Origin of the sequence: uncultured Allobaculum sp., from assembly GCF_948576815.1 — a bacterium.
GTDB classification, from domain to species: Bacteria; Bacillota_I; Bacilli_A; order Erysipelotrichales; family Erysipelotrichaceae; genus Allobaculum; species Allobaculum fili.
On record NZ_CAPAEZ010000014.1, the window covers coordinates 1 to 22,505 of the forward strand.

A 22,505-nucleotide genomic window follows, 5' to 3' on the forward strand; every position below is an offset into this window, starting at 1 on the left:
AGAGTATTTTGTCCTCGATATCGGAAATATCCCGACTGCCTTTAGGAACTGCCTGAGGCTGGAATGTACCAAGGCGATCACGAGGAATACGAAAAAGTTCAGACCAAACTGAGCGAAGAATACAATGCACTGGAAAACCCGGATGAAACGTTCGTTCTTCGCTACTCGCTCAGTGAAAAAAACAATCTGGCCAATACGCAGTACGAACCGAACACGGATATAAGTTCTCGATTACGTACCGCATCTGGATCGTCTGCTGATCTTCAACTCGCCGCAGGAAACGGACGCTTACTACAGTGCAGCTGCCAGGAGGAGGGTCATGCCGTTAAGCCGCTGTCGAGTTTTGTCAACGTAGCCAAACCAGTCAACCAGCCAAGAAGAGATACAGTTTCGATTCCTGTAGAAAAACAATGGAAGGGAACGAAACAGCAGGAAGTCAACATCGAACTTTTGAGGGATGGCGTGCTTCAGTTCAATACGCTGACTCTGAACGATAAGAACGGCTGGAAAGGCACGTTCGAAAATCTGGATGCGGTCTATGAAAACGGCAACGCGTACGTCTATACCGTTCAGGAAGCCGGAGAAGAACCGAAAGAAAAAGCGGATCATCCGCAGGTTCTGCTCGAAGGCGTCCTGTATGATGTCGAAATCGCCGGCGATGCCCAGAACGGTTTCGTCGTTACGAATGCCGAAACGCCGCACACACCGAATAACGACATCGAGGACAGTGAGGACAGTAGTCACTCCTCTTCTCAGAGCTCCGAGGATTCCAAAAAGGACCCATCCGACAGCAAGTCCCCTACAGAAGATAAGTCCAGCACATCGTCTTCTTCTTCCAAATCGACTTCGCAAAGCAGCGATTCCAGCCAGCGTGATCCAAAATCGAGTGCGAACGCTTCGAAAAACAGCGTTCACACCGGTGTAGGAAACGACGTATTCGACTATGCGGCCGCCTTTGGCGTCAGCGCAGCCGTCCTGGCCTTTGCGGTTGTCGCGATGAAGAAACACTAAATCAAAATACAGTTTTTGATGAAAACAGAGAAATGCTCTTCTGGAAAGAACCTCCCGCATTGGAGCATGAATCTCTGCTGAATCAAAAACCAGACCGAAAGCCCCAGTGCAGCCGCGCTTTCGGTCTTTTATAATGCTGGAGATCACAGAAAATGACTATGGTCGGAAAATCGTACGAATAGACAAAAAAGATTTAACTTCCATACATAAAATCGAAATGACTGTTTCAGTTTATAGACGCACCCCGGTATACTGTTTTCAGGAAAACAGGAACCGCTATGAAGAAGAACAGAAAGAAAATCATTTTATTTCTGCTGAGTGCCGTGATGATGACCGGCTGCACGTCGCCTTCTGCCAGAACGGACGATTCAAAATCGTCAGACCAGAAGAAAACCGAAGAACAGATCGATAAAACGACATCGAGAGACGCATCCAGTACGGAATCTAAGACGGCTTCAAACACGGAATCCAAAAATGCGTCCGACAGGGAATCGAATTCGAAAACGGAAAGTATCGGATCGGATGAAAACGAGCCAAGCGATATGGAAAGCCCGATCGTTACTCCTGACGTTAGAGAACAGCCTGCCTCCGCCGATTCGATCCGGCTGGCCGTCCCGCAGTTCGTTCAGGAAACGAATTATTACTGTGCGGTTGCCTGCCTCCAAATGGTCCTGGCGTATCACGGTATCAATGTCAGCCAGAGTACGCTGGCAGCCGGTCTGAATACGAGTCCGGTTTCCGGTACCGAATATGCGGATCTGGCAAGAGAAGCATCCAAATACATTTTTGGAAAAGCACCGGAAAATGACACGGAGCCCGGCTATCGTGCGCTCCTCTGGACGCGCAATGCGGGCACAGACCAGATGAAAGAGCAGTTCTTCGCTCGAGCTAACGCAGATCTGCGCTCCGGCGATCCAGTCTTTGTTTCCATCAACCCGCATCTGGCGTATGGAGAAAGCGTCGAAACCGTCCATGAACTCGTTTTATACGGTGCAGACTTTGATGAACAGGGAAACGCGACGCATTACTACTGCATTGATCCGTATGGAAAATATCAGGACAGCGCGTTTGGCGGCAAAAAAGTATTTACAGCCGATGAGCTGTGGAATGCCATGAACAATAACCCGGAACCAGGCTACGTCTGGTAAAACCGGGATGACCCACTTTCTCAATTTTCATAAAAACGATAAAAACCCGATCAGAAGCAGCGGATCCTCGTGGAAGGAGGCGTCGCTTCTGACCGGGTTTGTTTTATCTGAAAATAAATCGTGTGAGGACTGGATAGATCCTGTATCCCAGGCATACCTGCATGTATTGAATTACATGTGCAGGAGATTGATCAGGAAAATCCAGGCCAGACCATAGTAGGTGACTACGCCGACCATATCGTTGACGGTTGTGATCAGCGGTCCGCTGGCTACGGCCGGGTCAATGCCGATTTTCTTGAAGAAGATCGGGATCGTCGTACCGGTCAGCGAAGAGATGATCATCGCCAGCCAGAGGGAGAGGCCGATGCAAAGAGAAATCGCGTAGGCAGGGCCCCAGGCATAGCTCTTCGCAAAGTGAACGTACAGACCGAGCAGAAGGAAGGCGCACGTTCCGATAATCAGACCGTTCATGGCGCCGACCCGGACTTCTTTCCAGATCAGGTAAAGCTTCTGCTTGCGCTCGAGCGTATCGTCCATCAGGACGCGGATGGTAACGGCCAGCGACTGGGTACCGACGTTACCGGCCATGCCGAGAATCAGAGACTGGAACGCCATGACGATTGTCAGCTGGGCGACGACGGTTTCAAACATCGAAACAACCGTCGAAACGCAAAGGCCTAAAAACAGCAGGATGAGCAGCCAGGGAAGACGCTTTTTCAGCGACTGGAACAGAGATTCTTCCAGGTCTTCTTCAGCGGCCAGACCGGCGAGTTTGGCGTAGTCTTCGCCCATTTCCTCATCCATGACTTCGAGCAGGTCCTGCGAGGTGATGACACCAAGAAGCAGGTTGTCGTTGTTTAGGACTGGAATGGAGTCTTCGTTATAGTCTTTCAGTTCTTCGACGACCCGGTCGATCGGTTCGCCGGCGTAAACGTACGGATAGCTGGTCGCAATGATTTCATCGAGCGGGAGATCCGCACGGGAAATGATCAGATCCTTCAGGGAAATGGCACCGTAGTACATGCCGTTTTCATCGCGAACGTAAATCGTTGTGATGTTGTCGTTTTCCTTTGCCTGATTGATGACTTCGCGCGTGGCCTGCTTTACGGTCAGGGCCTTGTCGACCTCGATGTAGTTGGTCGTCATGCGCGAACCGATTTCGTCTTCATCGTAGGAGAAGATGACCGAAATCTTTTTGCGGACTTCCGGTTCGAGCAGTTCGAGAATGATTTCGCGTTTTTCCTTATCGATTTCCTTAAGCAGATCCGCCGCTTTGTCCGTCTCCATTTCGTTGATGATGGCGATCGTCTTGCGGATGTTCATTTCGCTCAGGAACTTAGCGGAATCGTCTTCATCCATGTATTCGAGAATTTCGGTCAGACGTTCCGTTCCGAGCATGCGATAGAGCTTTTCGCGTTCAAACTGAGTCAGTTCGGAGAAGGCTTCGGCGATATCGTTGGCGTGGTAATCGTCGAGCTTGTCGCGAAGCAGCTTGGGCGAGTTGACGGTCCGGATAATTTCCAGAATTTTCTGCTCGTAGCGCGGGCGGGAATGAACGACTTCTTCGGCGGATGTTTCCTGTACGGATGGGGCTTTGTTTTCTTCCATACTTCTCGCCCTCCTTTAAATGTGCAGCATCTGAATCAGGAAGATCCAGACCATGGAATAGTACGTGGTGGCGCCGATCAGGTCGTTTAATGTCGTAATTAACGGACCGGACGCGGCAGCCGGGTCAATGCCGAAATGCTGGAAAAGAATCGGGACGGCCGTACCCGTAAACGAGGAAATGACCATACTGACGATCATCGCAACCGCAATGCAGCCGGAAATCGCATACGATTCCATCCAGCCGTACCCGGCGGACAGGTGAATGAAAATGCCAAGAACCAGTGCAGAGCCGGCGCCGATGATGACGCCGTTCACAAAACCGGTACGCATTTCTTTCCAGACCAGAAAGAGCTTCTGCTTTCTTTTCAGATCCGGATCGGCCAGAACGCGAATGGAGACGGCCAGCGACTGGGTACCGACGTTTCCGGCCATGTCAAGAATCAGCGACTGGAAGACGACCGCAATCGTCAATGCCGCAACAACGGATTCGAACATGGAAATCACAGCGGAAACGCCAAGGGAAAGTGCCAGCAGCAGAAGCAGCCAGGGGGTACGCTTTTTCAGAGATTCAAACAGAGTTTCTTCAAGATCTTCTTCAGCAGAAAGACCGGCCAGCTTGGCGTAGTCTTCGGAGTTTTCCTTTTCGGCCAGCTCAAGAAGATCCTGACGGGTAATGATGCCTTCGATCTGGTTGTCGTTGTTGAGAATCGGGATCGAGTCTTCTTCGTAGTCTTTCAGATCGTCCATGATCGAGTCGATCGTTTCCGACGCGTAGACAATCGGGAAGTTGACTTCGATGATGTCCTCAAGCGGTGTGTCCGCACCGGCCGCAAACAGATCCTGAATGTGGATGGCGCCGTAGTAGACATTGTTTTCGTCTACGACGTAAAGAATCGAAAGGTTATCGGTATTGCTGATGCGGGCCTGATCGCGCAGGGAGCGCATCGCGGCTTTTACATCGGAATTTTTACGGATCTTAATGAAATCCGTACTCATTTTCGAACCGATCTCATCTTCGCCATAGGCGGCGATACGGGCCAGCTTGCTGCGCAGTTCTGGATTGAGCAGTTCAAAAATGACATCCCGGCGAGTGCGGTTCATATTGCGCAGGACTACGCCAGCATCCTGGGGTTCCATTTTGGAAAGGATGGCGATCGCCTTACGGATGTTGATTGCCGAAAGATAGTCGGCCTGTTCGTCTTCTTCCAGATACGGAATGACTTCAGCCAGACGCTCGACATCGAGAAGACGGAAGAGCTTTTCCTTGCGCGTATCGTCGAGATGACTGAAGGCATCGGCGATGTCGCTGGCATGGAATTCTTCCAGCTTGTAGTGCAGCGCTTTGGGAGAGAGATTCTGGTCCATCAGCTGCACGATTTCAACGTCGTAATCGGGACGCACGGCAGGCTCTGCCGTCGTCACGCGTTCGTTTTCGCTCATAAAAACCTCCTTGGGGCAGAAGGTCCATGGGGAATACAAAATGGTCAGTCGGTTTAGAATCCATCTGGGAAGAAAAGCAGACACGGCGAAATACCGCAAAGGAATTTTGCCTGGAAACGAAGTATTTCCGTGGCTGCAAAGATTAAAAATTCTCATTTTCCTCTGGAAAAACGTTTTGCGAAAAGCTGGAAAAAGACCGGACGGCTCAAAAATTATAACGGCAGCCGGACCGAAAAATGCGCGATTTTTCAGAGAAAAAAGGAAGGATCGGATTTATCGATCGTTGAACAGATGGAAAAAGACCTGAGGTTCTGCCCCTGAATTTGTCGTGACAGGAACAGGGGCCGGATCATCATTTGTCATGGGGCATCACCTCCTTTACGCTCTTTTCATTATAGGTCACAAAATGGGCAATTACGGGTAAATTGCCGGGCGGAAATTGTTCTTTTTCTTGCCAAACGTGCGATCAAAAGAGAGCTCATTCAGTACGAGATCTAAATCGCTTTCTGTGCACAGTTTTGACTCGAAAACCGGGCAGAACGCGGACGAATGCCTGCCATTGAAAGTCGGATCACCGTTTCATCCTCGTCTTCCGACCGGGTTACGGCAGAGAAAAGGGCTAAATGAATTCGATTTTCTGCATCTATGTCAAAATAAAATCGTCTGAACCTCAGAAACGGGGAAATCCCCCAAACTGCATGGCGAAAACGGAAGGAATCTTGCCTAGTATTCCTCCATCCATTTTTTCGGACCATCCAGTTTTTTCTATGCTTCAGGACAGAAACGATTCAAATCTGGAAAGGATGAATATCCAATGTTTAAATGTCCCGTTTCCAAACAGTGCGGCGGCTGCGAACTGCTGCACGTTCAATATGAAAAGCAGGCTAAGCTCAAGCAGGAGCAGGTGCAGGATCTGCTTGATCAGGCACGGCTGAAAATGACGGCCATGCCGCCGATCATGGCCGAAACTTCGATGTACTACCGAAACAAAGTCATTTACGGCTTTGCCAAGGATAAAAATAAGAAAGTGTATTCCGGCCTGTATGCGCCAAAATCCCATCGCGTAATCCGCACTTCCGGATGTGCGATGCAGCCAAAGCTGGTAAACGACATTCTCGATGAAATTACCAAGCTGGTCGATTCGATGAAAATCGAACTGTATTCGCCAAAAACCGGAACCGGTCTGCTCCGGCATGTGCTGATTCGCTACGCACAGGAAACCGATCAGGTCATGGTCGTTTTCGTTACGTCGCGCAAGGAATTCCCGTCGCGCAAAAATATGGTCCGGGCCCTTCGTGAAAAATTCCCGCAGATCAAAACGATTTTGCAAAACGTCAATCCGCGCGATACGTCCATCGTCCTGCAAAACGAAACCCTGATTCTTTACGGAACTGGAACGATTACCGATATTCTCTGTGGTCTGCAAATTACGTTTGGACCGTCTTCGTTTTATCAGATCAACCATGACCAGTGTCAGGAACTGTACACCAAGGCCAGCAGCATGCTGCAGCTGAAGAAAACGGATACCGTTCTCGATACGTACTGCGGCGTCGGAACGATCGGTCTGGTCATGGCGGAAGACGCAAAGGAAGTTACTGGCGTTGAACTCAATAAGGACGCGGTCGAAAACGCGCGTCTGAACGCCCATTCCAACGAAATCGAAAACATTCGCTTCCTGGCCATGGATTCCACCCGCTACATGCAGGAAGCTGTCCGCAATCATACCCATTACGATGTGATCATTCTTGACCCGCCTCGTGCCGGTACGACCAGAGACTTTATCCAGGCGGCATCCCGTCTGAATCCGGAAAAGATTCTCTACATTTCCTGCGATCCGAAAACGCTCGTCCGGGATCTGGTCTTCTTCAGACAGAACGGCTACACATCCAAAACGGTTGAGCTGGTGGACATGTTCCCAAATACCAGTCACATTGAATCGCTCGTACTGCTTCAGAAAGATCCAAAAGCTGCAAAGAAGCCGGAAAAAGCCGGAAACGCTAACGGAAGAAGAGCCCAAAGAAAGCCGGGTCCATCCTGCGGCAATACAAAACCGGAATCCCGTCCGGCAAGAGAGCTCAATCCGTACGAAAAGGCACTGGCCGAATATAAAGCGTCTTTACGCAATAAGCGAAAGAAATAAGAAAGAAATAAAAGGAAAGAAATAAAAGAAGGAACAGAAAAGGAACTGCAAAACGGAATACAGAAAAAGCCGAGCCGTTTTGCCGTTCTGCTTTGAACTGGAAGACAATTCCAGGTTTTCTTTTCGTCTTTATGGCGGCAGAATTTTTCACCTGCTTTTTTAGGAAAGGACAAACGTTCGTTCCAATACAATCAGCACGTTTTCTCGGACAGATCCTGCCTCAGATATTCTGGAAAACCGTGCAGGAAAATCCGAAAGATAAAGGCGTTATGTATGATAAAAGCCGCTTTTTTTGATATTGATGGAACACTGCTTTCGCACGAGCTTCATGATGTACCGCAGTCTGCCAGGGACACGGTAGAAAAAATGAAGGAAAAGGGCATTCACTGCGTCATTGCTTCGGGCCGTTCGATGGTCGAATACGAAGCACTGAAAATCGGAAATATGAAATTTGATGCCTACATCCTGCTGAATGGGCAGCTGATTCTCGATGCCGGCAAGCAGGTTCTTTTTGAACATCCCATTACAGGCGAAAGCAGGGAGAAGATTCTGAAGCTTTTTAACGCGAAGGAAATTCCGATGGTTCTCGTGGAAAAAGAGAGGATTTACATCAGTTTCGTCAACGATCACGTCCGCTTTGCGCAAAAGGCGATTTCCACGCCGGTTCCGGAAGTCCTCGAATACACAGGCAATCCGATTTATCTCGCAATCGCGTTTATTCCAAAGGAAATGGAAAACGAAATGCGCGCTAAACTGCCGGACTGCATGCTGACGCGCTGGAATGACTACGCGATGGATATCGTTTCGAAAGAAGGCGGAAAGAAAGCCGGCATTCTTGAGTATCTGCGCCAAATGCACATTGATCCATCCGAGACGATCGCGTTTGGGGACGGTGAAAACGATTTTGAAATGGTTGAAAGCGCGGGAATCGGTGTGGCCATGGGCGATGCGGAACCCCATATTCGAGAAATCGCCGACTATGTTACCGCAGCGGTCGAAGACGACGGCATTGAAAAAGCCGCTCTGCATTTTGGACTGATCGGTCCAGAATAAAACAAAACAGCGGGAGGAGATTTTTATGATTTATGTCACAGGCGATACGCATGGGCGAAAGAACAAATGGACAGAACAGATTGAACCGGTTCTACACGATGGCGATACTGTGATTGTCTGCGGCGATTTTGGCGTCGGCTTCTGGGCTGAAGACAGAGAAGGGGAAGAAGCCTTTTACGATCATCTGGCCAGTCAGAACTATACAGTTCTTTTTCTCGATGGAAATCATGAAAACTTTGATCAGCTCAATGACTATCCGACGCAAGTGCGGTATGACGGAAATGTTCACGTCCTCCGAGACAACGTTCTTCATTTGATGCGCGGCGAAATGTATGAGATCGAAGGGGTGCGGATTTTTGTCTTTGGCGGCGGTCATTCCATGGATCAGGCGTTTCGAAAGGAAGGCGTTTCCTGGTGGCCGCAGGAAATGCCCAGTCTGACGGAATACGAATACGCTAGACAAAATCTGAAAAAGGCCGAAAATTGCGTCGATTATATCCTGACGCATACCGCACCGTCTCAATCCGTTTATTACCTGTCTACCATCCGCTCGCTTGGCATCAAAAGCGTCAATCCAAACGAGATGGAACTGACGACTTTTCTCGATGAAATTCAGCGCAGCGTCTCCTATATGCACTGGTATTTTGGCCATCTGCACGTCGATTTCGATTTATGGAGGGAGCAGACGGCTTTGTTCAACACGGTGCGCGAAATGAAAAGCGGCTGGATCGTTCGTAAATGGTCCGCCTATGAAGAGCAGTAGCACCCGAATATCGCTGCTGCAGACCTACAGCTCATTCGATCAGAATCCCGAATCCATATTTGAATCCTTAAAAGAACAGACAGAAAGGCGCCGGACGGCACGCTTTTTCATTGGAAAGCGAGAAGTCGGACGCACGTTTTCGTCTTTGAAGGGCAAAGGCAAAAAGGACTTCTTTCGCACACTCAAAACGAAAGAAGTCCTGGAGAAAAATTATATAAAAAAATTATATAAAAGGGAACAGGCCGTCAGACAAGTCCCTCGTAAAAGGAGATCAAAGAAAGCTTTCAAAATCAATCCAAGAGATTTCGTAAGCTTTCGAATCGGACCAGGATTGGACAGATTGGTCCAGGGCAAGCCGTCGGTTCGGGCAAAACCGGACGGTTTAAATTGAAATCTTGCAGATGATTAAAGGAAAAATGAGAAATTAACAAATGAGAAACAGAAAGGGTGGAAACTTCCATTTACGCTGCGCTCGGGCAATTAGCGCTGTACGCGTCCGGAACCGTCTCCGCCAGCGAGTTTGAGTACTTCATCTTCGCTGACAAGGTTGTAGTCGCCTTCGATGGAGTGCTTCAGGGCAGAAGCAGCTACCGCGAATTCGATTGCCTTCTGATCGTCGAAGTCGCTCATCAGGGCATGGATGAGGCCGCCGCCGAAGGAGTCGCCGCCGCCAACGCGGTCAACGATGTTCAGGTCATACTTCTTGGAGAAAACAGGAGTTTCTGTTTTGCCGTCGAAGAGCATGGCAGACCAGAGGTTGCGGTTGGCGTTGATGGACTCACGCAGGGTGATCGCAACTTTGTCGAAACCGAACTGGTCTTTCAGTTTTTTCGCTACATCGATGTAGCCTTCGTGGTTCAGAGCACCGCTTGTGATGTCTGTGTTTTCTGCTTCAATGCCGAAAACGTCTTTTGCATCTTCTTCGTTGGCAATGCATACGTTTACGTATTTGCAGATTTCGGACATAACTTCATTGGCTTTGGCTTTTGTCCAGAGCTTGTTGCGGTAGTTCAGGTCGATGGATACAGGAATGCCTTTTTCCTGGCATTTCTTAACAGCTTCCAGGGTGATGGCTGCTGCGTTGTCGCCAAGAGCAGGCGTGATTCCTGTCGTATGGAACCATTTAACGTCCTTGAGAATTTCATCCCAGTTGAAGTCAGCTGGATCAGCAAGCGCCATAGCGGAGTTTGCACGGTCATAGATGACTTTGGAAGGACGCTGAGAAGCACCTTTTTCAAGAAAGTAGATACCTACGCGATCGCCGCCGCGAACGATATCTTCGGTGTTTACACCGTATTTGCGCAGAGAGTTTACTGCAGCCTGTCCGATTTCGTGAACAGGGAGTTTGGTAACGAAGTGCGCATCGTGACCGTAGTTGGCCAGGGATACAGCTACATTGGCTTCACCGCCGCCGTAAGTTGCTCCGAAACGGTCAGCCTGCACGAAACGCAGGTAGCCTTCCGGAGCAAGACGAAGCATCAGTTCGCCAAAAGTAACAACTTTATCTTTGTTGGACATGTTTATAAACCTCATTTCAGACCGGATCATTGCCGGGAATCGATTCAGACTGGGCAAGTCTGCTTAGAGTATACACAATAGAAGGTATTCAGACTTGCCCGATGCTGAATCACAACTGGATAGTTCCAGAAAATCCTGACGGACTTACTTGTTTACCGCTTCGTGAACGGTTTTGCGGATTGCGCCTTTGCCGTTGGTCAGAGCGGTTACGTATTCAACGACTTTGTCGCCGAGTACGGTTTCGGTCAGATCCAGACCGAAGATTTTTTCGTTTTTGAGCAGCGGTTCGATAATGGACGCTACATCCTGATCTTCTTCCAGGCTCAGCTGATCGACGATCGGCTTCACTTCAGAAATCAGTGGATCCGGGGAAAGGTCGAAGACGTTTCCGTTGTCATCGAGACCCATCAGGTAACGAATCCATCCAGCCTGTACGAGCGGAATCAGGTTCAGATCGTTCAGGTCGCGGTTTTCACGCAGGTAGGACTTGATGGTTTCGCCGAAGCGAACAGCCAGTTTCTGCGAAGTATCGGTAGCGATACGCTGCGGAGTATCCGGCATGAACGGGTTCGGGAAACGAACGTTGATTACGGTATCGATGAATTCTTTCGGATCGAGTACGCCTGGGTTTACAACTACAGGCAGACCTTCGGTGTAGCCGATGCCGGAGATCAGTTTGGTCAGATCTTCGTCTTTCATTTCTTCGCTGATCTTGTCATAGCCAAGCAGGCAGCCGTATACAGCCAGAGCGGTATGCAGCGGGTTCAGACAGGTGGTAACCTTCATCTTTTCTACTTTTTCAACCGTGTCGCGGTCGGTGTAGATGATTCCGCCTTCGTCGAGAGCCGGACGGCCGTTCGGGAAGGAGTCTTCGATTACGAGGTATTCGGTTTCTTCCGCGTTCGTGAACGGAGCAACGTAGGTGTTCTTGGATGTGATAACCGGTTCGAGTTCTTCGATGGCATCAGCAGCCAGCATTTTTTCTACGCCAGCGTCAGGACGCGGAGTGATTTTGTCGATCATGGTCCAGGGGAAGGAAACCATGTTCGGGTTTTCGAGGTAGTCTACAAAGCCCTGTTCGGCTTTGCCGTTTTTAACCCAGGCTTTTGCGTAGGCAAGGATGGCATCTTTCAGACGGTCGCCGTTATGGGAGCAGTTGTCCATGGAAACCATAGCCAGGGGGAGTTTGCCGTTCTGGTAGCGAACGTAGAGCAGAGCAGTAACTTTACCGAGGTAGGAAGCGGCTTTTTCCGGGCCATTTTCGAAGTCTGCAGCGATTGCCGGCAGGATTTCGCCTTTCGCATTGGTGAGCGAGTAGCCTTTTTCGGTAATGGTGAAGCTGGCCATCTGCAGGGAAGGCGCTTTGAAGATTTCCTTGAGACGATCGAACTGTTCTTTGTTTGTTTCGTCGAGAACAAGGGATTCAGCAACGGAAGCCACAACGTCCTTGTCGATGGTTCCGTCGGATTTCAGCGTTACGACCAGAGAAAGGCTGTCGTGCGGCCAGTTCATTTTTTCAACGATTTCGTAGTCGAAACCTTCAGCGGCAATAATGCCTTTGTCCATTTTGCCCTGGTTGAGCAGTTCCTGAGTCAGACGTGTGTGGAAAGCCTTGAACAGGTTTCCGGCACCGAAATGGATCCAGGTCGGCTCTTTACGGGTGCTTTCATGAACTTCAGTGATATTGAATTCAGGCAGGTTGTAGCCTTTTTCTTCCCAGGCTTTACGGTCCTGAATTCCTTCAAGATTAAGTTTCATTGGTAATCCTTCTTTCCAAGCCGGCAGACCGTTCCCAGACACAAATCACGATCTGGTCTGGAACGGCTATCGGCAAATGGCAATGCAGGAAGGAAGCGATACGCGATCGCTTCCTTCAAAGAGACAGGTTCAGAAGCTGCCCAAATTGGGGGAAGGCCGGTTCTGTTCCTGGTTTAAAACGTGTTCCTCTGATGGATGCTGCGCATCGATCGAGCGCTCAGACGGTTTGGGCGAGGTGACCATTTCAAAGCTTTTGTTCGGTTTCTATTGTCTGGATCCTTATCTGTACAGTTCGAGTAAGTTTCGACGGGGGCCTGTGCGGATCCAGATCGGGCGGTTCAAATTTCAAGCGGGAACACCATGGGGGTGATGTTCACTTTGCGTCCTGCGAAAACTTACTTGGAAAGTTTTGCAAGAGCGTCGGCGTTGGCGCCTTTTACATCCGCATGGTCTCTGGCTTCGGATTTGTCAACCGCTTCCCAGAGGCCGTTGATGTAGGTTGCACCGAGCGCGCGGTCATACAGACCGTAGCCTGGCATGCCGATTTCGCCCCAGATCATGCGGCCGTGGTCCGGACGGATCGGTCCGTCGAAGCCGATGTCGTGGAGGGCTTTTACGATTTCGTACATGTCGAAGTTGCCGTCTGTGGAAAGATGTGCAGCTTCTTCGAAATCATCCTCGGAGTTGAACTTCAGGTTTCTTACGTGCGCGAAGTGGATGCGTCCCGGGAGGGAGCGGATCATATCCGGCAGGTCGTTTTTCAGGGAAGTTCCGTAGGAACCAGCGCAGAAGGTTACACCGTTGTGCGGGTTGTCTACAGCGTTCATAACTTTCAGGATGTTTTCCTTGGAAGTGATGATGCGGGGCAGACCGAAGATTGGCCATGCCGGATCATCTGGATGAATCGCCATGTCGATGTTGTACTGATCGCATACCGGCATGATGCGGTTGAGGAAGTAGATCAGGTTTTCGCGCAGAGTTTCTTCGTCAACGTTTTTGTATTTTTCGAAGAGATCCTTAACGATTGCCATACGTTCTGGTTCCCAGCCTGGCATAACGGTTCCGTTCATGTCGCCGGCTACGGATTCAAACATTTCTTCCGGGTTCAGGTTGTCTACAGCTTCCTGGGTGTAAGCGAGAACCGTTGAACCGTCTGCTCTTTTACGAGCGAGTTCTGTACGTGTCCAGTCGAACACAGGCATGAAGTTGTAGCATACGAGGTGGATGCCTTCTTCACCGAGGTTCTTCAGCGTTTCGATGTAGTTGTCGATCAGCTGATCGCGGTTTGGACCAGCGTATTTGATTTCGTCGGCAACGTTTACCGATTCGATACCGGACAGGTTGAGACCGGCATCTTCAACGATTTTTTTCAGGTCGCGGATTTCTTCGCGTGTCCAGACTTCGCCAGGTTTTTTGTCGTAGAGCGTAGTGATTACGCCGGTAACGCCCGGGATCTGGCGGATCTGTTCAAGGGTAACCGTGTCATGACCAGGTCCGTACCATCTAAGTGTCATTTCCATGTGTATATCCTCCTGGCAGCCTTAGCGGCTGTCTGTTTTTCTGCAGGCAATGAGAAATACAATTCCATTTTTTTTCAAGACCTTTTTAACGGGGAAATCTGAAATTTCTGGAATTGGCTCTCATTGCTGAGATTTATCATCTGTTTAACGATGTTTATTATAGGAATCCGGTTTATTTCAGGGTATTTCTAAATTTGAGTTGTACTTTGCAAAAATTGCGTGAGCACGGAATGATCCCAAAATAAAGTCGGACTTATACTTGGGGTATGAAGAAAAACCTATCTACCCCCTTTTCTAAGAGGCAAACGATGCAGAAACCGCGTTATGAGGTTTACTACTACAGCGATAAATCGCTTTCGCATGTGGAAGTGCATAAGCACGACTTTTTCGAACTGACCGTTTTTCTCTCCGGCAAGGTTCGAATGAATATCGCAGGCAAGGAATACATCTGCCGCAACGGCGATACGGCGCTCATTCCGCCTGGACTAGTTCATGAAAACGCCATTGATCCAAGCGTTTCCTATGAGCGCTTTGTCATATGGCTTTCCAAAGACTATGTCGACGAGCTCTGTACCAAGAGCGATGACTTCAAAAAACTGTTTGATGCCTGCCGCAGTACGAGAAACTATGTGAAGCATTTCGAGTTCGCGATTTTCTCGACCCTCTGCAGCCTGATCAGCGCCATTCTGGAAGAACAGGTTCGATTCGGGTTTGGATCCCGCGAAATCCAGGACTGCTCGCTTGAGATTCTGCTGCTGTGGTGGAGCCGTTATTTCTTTGACTTCACCGCGCAGGTTCAACCCGATCGGCAGAACGTTCTCGTTTCCGGACTGCTTTCCTATATTGACGATCATCTGGGCGATGACCTTTCGCTCGATGCGCTGGCTTCGCGTTTCTTTGTTTCGAAGTACCATCTGTCCCATCTTTTCCGTTCTTCCATGGGAACGACCATCCATCAGTATGTTCTGAAAAAACGTCTGAAAGCGGCATCGGCAGCCGTTATGGCCGGCGATGATCTGAATAAGGCAGCCGTGGACTGCGGCTTTGAAGAATATTCGAGTTTCTATCGGGCGTTTTACAGAGAATTCGGCATGTCGCCGTCCAAATGGAGAGCAGAACAGATCGATCGCTACAAACGCCTCGATGCCATGAAAACCCAGACTCAGAAACTGGATCAGGAAGCCGAAACAGCCAAATAATACCGGCGTGGGTGCAATATACTGACTTAATCCTTTTCAAGTATAGATCGATTTGAATATCTGTACTAATGTGATGAATAACTATCCTTACTGCTTTATTTTGCAGGGCAAAGACAGGGATTCATCTTTTTTATTGCCCGAAAGAGAACTGCCCAGTCAGCTCACAGTACGGACTACACAGGACATTCAGTTTTCGGCCGGTTTCCTTTCCGCTTTTTGATTATGTCTTTCCTCTCTTGCAAAAAGGAAAAGCCGGTCTTCGTGAGCAAAACGGCTTCAGAAGACCGGCTTTGAATTTCTCCATTCCCATTTTGAAAATTCGGCGGAAATACAGGGTGCGGAATACGGAATACGGAATGCGGAATATGGAATATGGAATAGGGAATATAGAAAAAGAGAAAGGCGAGATGCGATATTCGGATTATGGAATCGAGATACGGATTAAGAAATATTAAAAAGAGCAGGGATGAACGAAGGCGACCCGCTCTAGCGGAAGGCGTTCGTATAAAATTCGTCGATTTTCGCGAACGGAATGATAGCCATCTGATCGTACAGATCGGTATGGGAGGCGCCTGGAATAATCAGAAGCTCCTTGTTCTCCCCTTTGAGATGCGAGTACGCTTCTTTGGAATAGGACAGGGAATGCGCCTTTTCTCCATGGATCAGAAGGACAGGGGCTTCAATTTCATCAATATACGTATTGAGCCGCATATTCAGAAAGGAAGCTGTACCGGTCACGTTCCAGCCGTCGGTACAGTTGCCGGAACGGGGGTGATAGCCTCGCGGCGTCTTGTAGTAGTCGTGATAATCCTTTATAAACTGCGGTGCATCTGTGGGAACGGGATTGACGACACCGCCGCCGCGTTTCTGGTCACGGTTTTTAAAATCGATCGTTCTCTGTCTTGCGATCGCGGCACGTTTCGCGTTGCGTGCTTCTTTGGAATCTTCCGTGTCGAAGTAGCCTTTCGAAATATTTTCGGACATGTTGTACATCGTGCTCGTTACGGCAGCTTTGATATGGGGATCATTGCTGGCGGCATTTAACGCCATACCGCCAAATCCGCAAATGCCAAGAATGCCGATCCTTTCTGGATCGACTTTGTCGGTATTGGACAGGAAGTCAACGGCGGTACTGAAGTCTTCCGTATTGATATCCGGGGAAGCCACACGACGCGGGAAGCCGCCGCTTTCTTTGGTAAAGGACGGATCAAAGGCCAGGGGGCAATAGCCCATTTCGGCAAGTTTCTGCGCGTACAGTCCAGAGGCCTGTTCTTTCACCGCCCCAAATGGGCCGCTGATGGCAATGGCAGGCAGTTTTCTCTCTGCCGTCTTCGGTTCATAGACGTCGGCAGCCAGAAGGATGCCGTAACGGTTTGGAAAGACGACTTTATGATGGTTTACGCGATCGCTTTCTGGGAAGACTTTGTCCCAGTCTTCGGTAAGCGTCAGTTCAGTACTGGATACTGTGTTCATAAGTTCCTCCTTGTATGATGACGAGCAAAGGGTATACCCTGAACCTGACTTCAGCTCAAGGAGGAAGTACTCGAAAAATGAAAAAGACAGAAGCATCGATTGGACAGGTCAGCGCAATGTTTGGGATACCAATTTCCACGCGGCACTATTATGACCGGCAAAACCTGATTCCGAATCTGTAAAAGACCAATGGAATCCGTTCATTTTCAGAAGAGAATATTGAAGCGATTCGCGTCATTCAGTGCCTGAAAGCGAGCGGACTGGAAATTCGGGACATTCAGACGTTCATGGAGATGGCTGGACAGGGAAGCAAAACGTTCGAAAAACGCAAAGCGCTTTTTGAAAAGCGAAGAAGCGTACTGGAAGAGAAAATCGCTGAACTTCAGCAGGAAATGAACATGATTCATTTCAAGTGCTGGTATTACGAGATGGCTCAGGAACTCGGCAGTGAAGAAGCGGTAAAAGCTATGATTCCCGATCAGCTGTCCGAAGAAGTCCGTACGTATTATGAAAACAGTCATGGACAGGAATTCATGAACCTCCCAGGACAGGGCAAACCAGAGGAAACCTCCGTCGTTTCAGTTTTAGACGCGGAAACTGTCGAATACAGTTAAAAGACAGCTTTGAACCAAACCGCAGACTGGAAAAGGCGAAAGGGGAAAAGCAGAAACCGGCAAGTCCAGAACCAATTAGAACAGGAAAATACAGAAAAACGGCCCGCAAAAATGCGAGCCGTTTCGTTTATATGGGGTGAGATTCAGTCCGTCTGCAGTTTGGATGGAGCGAAAACTCCCTTTGATTTCTTCTGATTACTTCTGTTCGAGATCGAAGCCGAAGTAGCGAAGGGTATTGTTGTAGGAGATGCCTTTGATGATCGGAGCAAGCAGATCATCGTCTGCCGGGAACTCGCCGTTTTCTACCCATCCGCCAACGAGGTTGCAAAGAATGCGGCGGAAGTATTCATGACGCGGGTAGGAAAGGAAGCTGCGGGAGTCGGTGAGCATGCCGATGAAGTTGCCAAGCAGACCAAGGTTGGCCAGGGAAGTCATCTGCTTGATCATGCCGCTCTTGTTGTCGTTGAACCACCATGCAGAACCCTGCTGGATTTTGCCGATGGCATCGCTGTTCTGGAAGCAGCCGATCACGGTGCCGATCATTTCATCATCGGCTGGATTGAGGGAGTAAAGAATGGTCTTGGGCAGGCCGCCGTTGGATTCCACATGGTTGAGGAAACTGGTGAGCTGGCTGGCCGGGGTGTAGTTGGAAATGCAGTCGTAACCGGTGTCGGCGCCAAGCTTTTCAAACATCGGGGTGTTGTTGTTGCGCAGGCAGCCGTAGTGCAGCTGCATCACCCAGCCGCGGTTTTTGTATTCTTTGGCCAGAGCGGCAACCAGAGCGGTCTTGAACTGATCCGCTTCCTGAGTGCTGAGCGCTTCGCCGTTTCGTTTCTTCGCGAAGATCGCTTCCACTTCTTCTTCACTTGCCGGCGCATACATTACGTAGTCCAGACCGTGGTCGGATACGGAGCAGCCGTTGGCAGCGAAGAATTCCAGACGCTTGGAGAGCGCTTCTTTCAGATCGGCATACGTTTTGATTTCCATTTTGGAAACTTCAGCTAGCTGATCGATGTAGCTGTTGAAGTCATCCTTGTTGATGTTGACGGCACGGTCCGGTCTCCAGGCGGGAAGAACCTGCACGTCAAAGCTTTCGTCTTCCTTGATCAGCTTGTGCCATTTGAGATCGTCGATCGGATCGTCGGTCGTGCAAAGCAGGGTAACGTTCGCTTTCTTGATCAGGTTGCGTGCGGACATTTCCGGGCTCTTGAGCTGTTCGTTGCAGAGCTCCCATACCTCTTTCGCGGTCTTTTCACTCAGTACGCCTGTGCAGCCAAAGAAGCGCTGAAGTTCGAGGTGAGACCAGTGGTAGAGCGGATTGCCGATCGCCTTGTCGAGAGTTTTCGCGTAGGCGAGGAATTTTTCCCAGTCCGATGCGTCGCCGGTGATGAATTTTTCATCGATGCCGTTGGAACGCATCTGGCGCCATTTGTAGTGGTCGCCGCCCAGCCATACCTGAGCGATATTGTCAAACTGACGGTCTTCGTAAATTTCCTGCGGATTGATGTGGCAGTGGTAATCCACAACCGGCATCTGCTCGGCAAAGTCATGGAAAAGATGTCTGGCTTCCGGGGTTTCCAGCAGGAAGTCTTCATCCATAAATTTTTTCATAGTGAACTCCTTTAATTCGTAATTCGAAATCGGGTACAGCATTCCTTGCTGCGCTTGAAACGATCCTCACCTTCAGACATAAGATCTCTCGATGTGAGTGTATCGCTTCAAGCGGCAGCGGCGAGGGCATCCTGCAGAAAACGGTTTGGAAAACCTTTTTGAAATGCGTTTCGGAAAGGCTTTCTTGAAAAACGTGTCCACTGGAAACGGAAAAATTCGAAACATCATCCGTTTTGCAAAGCGGCTTCTGACGGATCGACGCGATTTTCGCATGGCCCGTTTTGCCTTCCTTTGTCGCGGCAGCGAGCGGTCTGTACAAATTCGGCCATCGTTGCGTAGGAGGAAAACAATACATACGGGTACGTTTAAGCGCGTTTTTTTTGCCCTGTCTGCTGGTACTTACAATAAAAGGGCCGTTCAATGCCTGAAAGGGGCACGGATTTCTCTCGCAAGAATTTCAAGGCATCACGCAAAGAATGCGATGAATTTCCAAAAGGGAAATGAGTAGAATACAGACATTGCCAATGCCCGTAATACAGCCGGCAATCACATCAGGCAAGTTATGCGCGTTCACGATGTACTATTAGTACAGGCTTTTAGTACAGGCTTTCGAAGCCGGTGCAGGCGTGATTTGCCATGCTGGCTGTCGATGTTGGATAAAGAAAGAATCAGGTGACCCATATGAATGCAACGTTTGAAAAATTTGAACAGATCGGAATTATCCCTGTTGTCGTACTCGAAGATGTAAAAGATGCCGCTCCCCTCGGCAAGACTCTGCTGGCCGGCGGCCTGCCTGCTGCCGAAGTAACCTTCCGTACCGCAGCAGCTAAAGATTCCATTGCCGTTATGCGCAAGGAATGTCCGGAACTGCTCGTTGGTGCCGGAACCGTTCTCACAACCGCTATGGTTGACGAAGCTCTCGAAGCTGGTGCTCAGTTCATCGTATCCCCGGCGTTTGATGCAGACATAGTAAAATACTGCATCGAAAAGAACGTACCGGTTCTCCCAGGAACCTGCACCCCGACCGATATTCAGCAGTGCTACGTACTCGGTCTGCGCGAAGTAAAATTCTTCCCGGCTGAAGCTTCCGGCGGTCTGAAAATGATCAAGAACATCGCTGCTCCGTTCAACATGATGCGTTTCATGCCGTCTGGCGGAATCAACGAAAAGAACATGGAAGACTACCTCAAGGATGACTGCATCTTCTGCGTAGGCGGAAGCTGGATGGTTAAAACGGATCTGATCAAAGAAGGCAAATTCGACGAAATCGAAGCCCTCTGCAAAAAAGCCGCTGACAAATTCCACGAAATCAAGAAGTAAGCCTAAACCAGACCTGTAAATACAAAACCGAACCATAAGAACACGAAGACCTTTTCTGGATCCATATTTCCGGGAAAGGTCTTTTTCTTTATGCCAAAAGGCAGGGAAGACTCAGCTTTCTCTTTGTCCAAAAACCAGCTTCGCAACGCTTACGGGTTTACATAGATTTTACAAAAGCTTTTCCAAACGCAGATAGAGCCGAAAATGGGGATTTTTTACTATGGGAGTACAAGGAGGGGTCCAGGTGAAAGAAATGATCTTCGTGCTTGTCGTCTTTTCTGTGATCGGCTTTTGTGCTCTGCTCATTGAACTTCTGTATCGCAACGTAAAAAAGCAGGACCGGCTTCAGCGCCTCTGTCGCGAAAACGCGCAGAGCCGGCAAAAGGAAAAGCCAGACGGTGCTGTATACAAAGGAGCGCCGCAAAACAAGCTACCTTGTCATAAGGACGCCCTGCGGGCGGACCGAGGAGTGTAATTCATGAATTTAGAAATGATCAAGACCCTGCTGCTCTTTACGGGCGGTCTGGGGATGTTCCTGTATGGAATGGAACTGATGGGCGAAGGCCTGCAGAAAGCCGCGGGCGACAAGACCCGGCGCCTGCTCGAATCGCTGACTAAAAATCCACTGATGGGTCTGCTGGCCGGCGCGCTCGTGACCGCCATCATTCAGTCTTCTTCCGCAACGACGGTTATGGTCGTCGGTTTTGTAAACGCATCGTTGATGTCGCTGACCCAGGCGTGCACGGTCATCATGGGCGCTAATATTGGTACGACCATGACCGGATGGATCGTCTCGATGGGCGAGTGGGCTTCCTTTCTCAAACCGGAAATGATTGCCCCGATTCTGCTCATGAGCGGTGTCATTCTTTCTATGACGGTCAAATCGAGCCGTCTTAAGGACGGAAGCAAAATTCTGATCGGCTTTGGCATTTTGTTTCTGGGGCTTTCGTCGATGTCCGGATCGATTACGCCCTATGCCGATTCGCCGGTTTTCACCAAAGTGTTTGAAGTGCTCGGATCGAATCCGCTGCTCGGCGTTCTGGCCGGCGTTGGCGTTACTGCCATCATTCAGTCTTCTTCGGCTTCGATGGGTATTTTGCAGACGATGGCTATGGCCGGCGCGGTTAACTGGGGTTCTGCCGTATTTATCGCGTTAGGTCAGAACATCGGTACCTGCGTGACCGCTCTGCTTTCTTCGCTTTCCGGCGATACGAACGCGAAGCGCGCCGCGATGATTCATCTCGAATTCAACGTGATCGGGGCACTCATTGTCGGCGCTGCCGCGGTGGTATTTTTCATGTTCCAGCCGTCGCTTATGATGGCCGGGGTCAGTTCGTCTTCGCTTGCGCTGTTCCATACCGGCTTTAACGTGGCGGTAACGGCCATTCTGTTCCCGTTTCGAAAGCAGCTTGTGGAACTTTCCAAAATTCTGATCAATCCGGCCAAGCACCAGAAAAAGCATTCCGCCGCTCTGCTCGATCCGCGTCTGCAGTCCATTCCGAATGCGGCGATTCAGGCTCTGTTCGCCCAGCTCGACGTTCTGAAAGGCAAATGCCTCTCGTTAATTGATCTTTCCCGGGAAGTGCTGATCGATTCGAAAGACAACGGCAAGCTCCACGAAAAGGGTGCGAAAATTCTTGCCGACTGCATCAAGGTCAAGGAATACTGCAGCGGCGTCGATTTACAGACACTGAACGAATCCGAGCAGAAACAGCTGCAGCGCATTCTGCTTTCCGCCAGAGACCTGCACCAGATTGCCATGAACTGCATTGCGATCGGTACGATGAAAGAAGATTCTCTGGGCGATCACGCCCTCAGTGAATCGATGAAAGAAGATATCAATACGCTCTCCACACTGTGTAAAGAAGCGCTCTTTCGGCTGCAGATCGGCCAGGAAAAGAGTATGCAGACTTCGCCTGAAGCGAAAGAAGCGATTTTGCGCGTTCAGCAGGAAGTGGTTTCCATTCAGTCCAATATCGAAGAACGCCGGCGCGCCCATTTCCAGCGGGCACAGAAAAATAAGGAACATGCCGAAACGAGCTGGCTGTTCTTCGATGCTGCAGAGTGTTACGAACAGATCGCCCTGCGTACCCTGCGTCTGGCCGATGAAGATGCCTGGCAGAATACTCTGCATCGTCAGCCGGAGCTCGGAGCGAGCGCAGATTCTGCTGGACTGGTTTCTTCCGCATCGCCGGCGTCCTGTGCCCTCGTGCGCATCGAACGCTGAAATCATATAAACCGGTTCCACAAAGAATAAAACCGTATATCTGAATCGGATCTGAAAGAATACGCCGTACTGGATCCGTTTCTCTGCACTTTCTCACCTTTG

At 49.7% G+C, this 22,505-nt stretch carries 18 protein-coding genes; 11 read left to right on the forward strand and 7 right to left on the reverse strand.

Annotated elements, in window-relative coordinates; genetic code table 11:
- Positions 1–63 precede the first annotated feature (63 nt).
- Both Q2J39_RS03070 and Q2J39_RS03075 read left to right on the forward strand, forming a co-directional pair.
- Positions 64–1,011 (forward strand): Cna B-type domain-containing protein, encoded by a 948-nt coding sequence (locus Q2J39_RS03070; RefSeq protein ID WP_288339101.1) that lies wholly within the window; start codon positions 64–66, stop codon positions 1,009–1,011.
- A gap of 278 nt (positions 1,012–1,289) precedes the next feature.
- Positions 1,290–2,159: a C39 family peptidase gene (locus Q2J39_RS03075; protein ID WP_288339100.1), complete on the forward strand. Its 870-nt coding sequence runs from the start codon at positions 1,290–1,292 to the stop codon at positions 2,157–2,159.
- A 171-nt stretch (positions 2,160–2,330) separates the two neighbouring features.
- Here Q2J39_RS03075 and mgtE (Q2J39_RS03080) read toward each other — a convergent pair whose 3' ends face one another.
- Both mgtE (Q2J39_RS03080) and mgtE (Q2J39_RS03085) read right to left on the reverse strand, forming a co-directional pair.
- Positions 2,331–3,767, reverse strand: coding sequence for a magnesium transporter (gene mgtE, locus Q2J39_RS03080; RefSeq protein ID WP_288339099.1), 1,437 nt, complete (start codon positions 3,765–3,767; stop codon positions 2,331–2,333).
- 15 nt (positions 3,768–3,782) lie between these two features.
- On the reverse strand, positions 3,783–5,207 hold the full coding sequence (gene mgtE, locus Q2J39_RS03085) for a magnesium transporter (protein ID WP_288339098.1): 1,425 nt from the start codon (positions 5,205–5,207) through the stop codon (positions 3,783–3,785).
- A gap of 814 nt (positions 5,208–6,021) precedes the next feature.
- On the opposite strand from mgtE (Q2J39_RS03085), the gene rlmD reads away from it, so the two are divergent.
- The 3 genes from rlmD (at position 6,022) to Q2J39_RS03100 (ending at position 9,163) form a co-directional block, all read left to right on the forward strand.
- Positions 6,022–7,347: a 23S rRNA (uracil(1939)-C(5))-methyltransferase RlmD gene (gene rlmD / locus Q2J39_RS03090; protein WP_288339097.1), complete on the forward strand. Its 1,326-nt coding sequence runs from the start codon at positions 6,022–6,024 to the stop codon at positions 7,345–7,347.
- A 273-nt stretch (positions 7,348–7,620) separates the two neighbouring features.
- On the forward strand, positions 7,621–8,400 hold the full coding sequence (locus Q2J39_RS03095; protein WP_288339096.1) for a Cof-type HAD-IIB family hydrolase: 780 nt from the start codon (positions 7,621–7,623) through the stop codon (positions 8,398–8,400).
- Between the two features lie 25 nt (positions 8,401–8,425).
- Positions 8,426–9,163, forward strand: a complete 738-nt coding sequence (locus tag Q2J39_RS03100) for a metallophosphoesterase (RefSeq protein ID WP_288339095.1) — start codon at positions 8,426–8,428, stop codon at positions 9,161–9,163.
- A 480-nt stretch (positions 9,164–9,643) separates the two neighbouring features.
- Here Q2J39_RS03100 and Q2J39_RS03105 read toward each other — a convergent pair whose 3' ends face one another.
- The 3 genes from Q2J39_RS03105 to uxuA form a co-directional block, all read right to left on the reverse strand.
- A complete protein-coding gene (locus Q2J39_RS03105) occupies positions 9,644–10,681 on the reverse strand; it encodes a sugar kinase (RefSeq protein ID WP_288339094.1) in 1,038 nt (345 codons plus the stop codon).
- Between the two features lie 144 nt (positions 10,682–10,825).
- Entirely contained in the window at positions 10,826–12,439 is a 1,614-nt protein-coding gene (locus Q2J39_RS03110; RefSeq protein ID WP_288339093.1) for a mannitol dehydrogenase family protein, read from the reverse strand.
- 395 nt (positions 12,440–12,834) lie between these two features.
- Positions 12,835–13,959, reverse strand: coding sequence for a mannonate dehydratase (gene uxuA / locus Q2J39_RS03115; RefSeq protein WP_288339092.1), 1,125 nt, complete (start codon positions 13,957–13,959; stop codon positions 12,835–12,837).
- A 308-nt stretch (positions 13,960–14,267) separates the two neighbouring features.
- On the opposite strand from uxuA, the gene Q2J39_RS03120 reads away from it, so the two are divergent.
- A complete protein-coding gene (locus tag Q2J39_RS03120) occupies positions 14,268–15,158 on the forward strand; it encodes an AraC family transcriptional regulator (RefSeq protein WP_230267103.1) in 891 nt (296 codons plus the stop codon).
- 486 nt (positions 15,159–15,644) lie between these two features.
- Here the strand turns inward: Q2J39_RS03120 and Q2J39_RS03125 are convergent, their stop codons facing one another.
- Positions 15,645–16,631 (reverse strand): alpha/beta hydrolase, encoded by a 987-nt coding sequence (locus tag Q2J39_RS03125; RefSeq protein ID WP_288339091.1) that lies wholly within the window; start codon positions 16,629–16,631, stop codon positions 15,645–15,647.
- Between the two features lie 77 nt (positions 16,632–16,708).
- On the opposite strand from Q2J39_RS03125, the gene Q2J39_RS03130 reads away from it, so the two are divergent.
- Both Q2J39_RS03130 and Q2J39_RS03135 read left to right on the forward strand, forming a co-directional pair.
- Positions 16,709–16,813, forward strand: a complete 105-nt coding sequence (locus tag Q2J39_RS03130) for a MerR family DNA-binding transcriptional regulator (RefSeq protein WP_230267101.1) — start codon at positions 16,709–16,711, stop codon at positions 16,811–16,813.
- Between the two features lie 12 nt (positions 16,814–16,825).
- Positions 16,826–17,245, forward strand: coding sequence for a MerR family DNA-binding protein (locus Q2J39_RS03135; RefSeq protein ID WP_288339102.1), 420 nt, complete (start codon positions 16,826–16,828; stop codon positions 17,243–17,245).
- Positions 17,246–17,440: 195 nt separating this feature from the next.
- Here the strand turns inward: Q2J39_RS03135 and uxaC are convergent, their stop codons facing one another.
- Positions 17,441–18,856 (reverse strand): glucuronate isomerase, encoded by a 1,416-nt coding sequence (uxaC, locus tag Q2J39_RS03140; RefSeq protein ID WP_288339090.1) that lies wholly within the window; start codon positions 18,854–18,856, stop codon positions 17,441–17,443.
- 681 nt (positions 18,857–19,537) lie between these two features.
- On the opposite strand from uxaC, the gene Q2J39_RS03145 reads away from it, so the two are divergent.
- From Q2J39_RS03145 to Q2J39_RS03155, 3 genes are all read left to right on the forward strand, one after another.
- Positions 19,538–20,176: a bifunctional 4-hydroxy-2-oxoglutarate aldolase/2-dehydro-3-deoxy-phosphogluconate aldolase gene (locus tag Q2J39_RS03145; protein WP_288339089.1), complete on the forward strand. Its 639-nt coding sequence runs from the start codon at positions 19,538–19,540 to the stop codon at positions 20,174–20,176.
- A gap of 244 nt (positions 20,177–20,420) precedes the next feature.
- Positions 20,421–20,651, forward strand: coding sequence for a hypothetical protein (locus Q2J39_RS03150; protein WP_288339088.1), 231 nt, complete (start codon positions 20,421–20,423; stop codon positions 20,649–20,651).
- A 3-nt stretch (positions 20,652–20,654) separates the two neighbouring features.
- On the forward strand, positions 20,655–22,403 hold the full coding sequence (locus Q2J39_RS03155) for a Na/Pi cotransporter family protein (RefSeq protein ID WP_288339087.1): 1,749 nt from the start codon (positions 20,655–20,657) through the stop codon (positions 22,401–22,403).
- Positions 22,404–22,505: the final 102 nt, after the last annotated feature.

Bases quoted from the DNA above. Each gene is read 5' to 3' on its own strand.
- Q2J39_RS03155 (WP_288339087.1), top strand. From the start codon at position 20,655: ATGAATTTAGAAATGATCAAGACCCTGCTGCTCTTTACGGGCGGTCTG.
- Q2J39_RS03120 (WP_230267103.1), top strand. From the start codon at position 14,268: ATGCAGAAACCGCGTTATGAGGTTTACTACTACAGCGATAAATCGCTT.
- Q2J39_RS03100 (WP_288339095.1), top strand. From the start codon at position 8,426: ATGATTTATGTCACAGGCGATACGCATGGGCGAAAGAACAAATGGACA.
- Q2J39_RS03070 (WP_288339101.1), top strand. From the start codon at position 64: ATGTACCAAGGCGATCACGAGGAATACGAAAAAGTTCAGACCAAACTG.
- mgtE (WP_288339099.1), bottom strand. From the start codon at position 3,767: ATGGAAGAAAACAAAGCCCCATCCGTACAGGAAACATCCGCCGAAGAA.
- Q2J39_RS03105 (WP_288339094.1), bottom strand. From the start codon at position 10,681: ATGTCCAACAAAGATAAAGTTGTTACTTTTGGCGAACTGATGCTTCGT.
- Q2J39_RS03125 (WP_288339091.1), bottom strand. From the start codon at position 16,631: ATGAACACAGTATCCAGTACTGAACTGACGCTTACCGAAGACTGGGAC.
- mgtE (WP_288339098.1), bottom strand. From the start codon at position 5,207: ATGAGCGAAAACGAACGCGTGACGACGGCAGAGCCTGCCGTGCGTCCC.
- uxaC (WP_288339090.1), bottom strand. From the start codon at position 18,856: ATGAAAAAATTTATGGATGAAGACTTCCTGCTGGAAACCCCGGAAGCC.
- Q2J39_RS03075 (WP_288339100.1), top strand. From the start codon at position 1,290: ATGAAGAAGAACAGAAAGAAAATCATTTTATTTCTGCTGAGTGCCGTG.
- Q2J39_RS03130 (WP_230267101.1), top strand. From the start codon at position 16,709: ATGAAAAAGACAGAAGCATCGATTGGACAGGTCAGCGCAATGTTTGGG.
- Q2J39_RS03110 (WP_288339093.1), bottom strand. From the start codon at position 12,439: ATGAAACTTAATCTTGAAGGAATTCAGGACCGTAAAGCCTGGGAAGAA.
- uxuA (WP_288339092.1), bottom strand. From the start codon at position 13,959: ATGGAAATGACACTTAGATGGTACGGACCTGGTCATGACACGGTTACC.
- rlmD (WP_288339097.1), top strand. From the start codon at position 6,022: ATGTTTAAATGTCCCGTTTCCAAACAGTGCGGCGGCTGCGAACTGCTG.
- Q2J39_RS03095 (WP_288339096.1), top strand. From the start codon at position 7,621: ATGATAAAAGCCGCTTTTTTTGATATTGATGGAACACTGCTTTCGCAC.
- Q2J39_RS03145 (WP_288339089.1), top strand. From the start codon at position 19,538: ATGAATGCAACGTTTGAAAAATTTGAACAGATCGGAATTATCCCTGTT.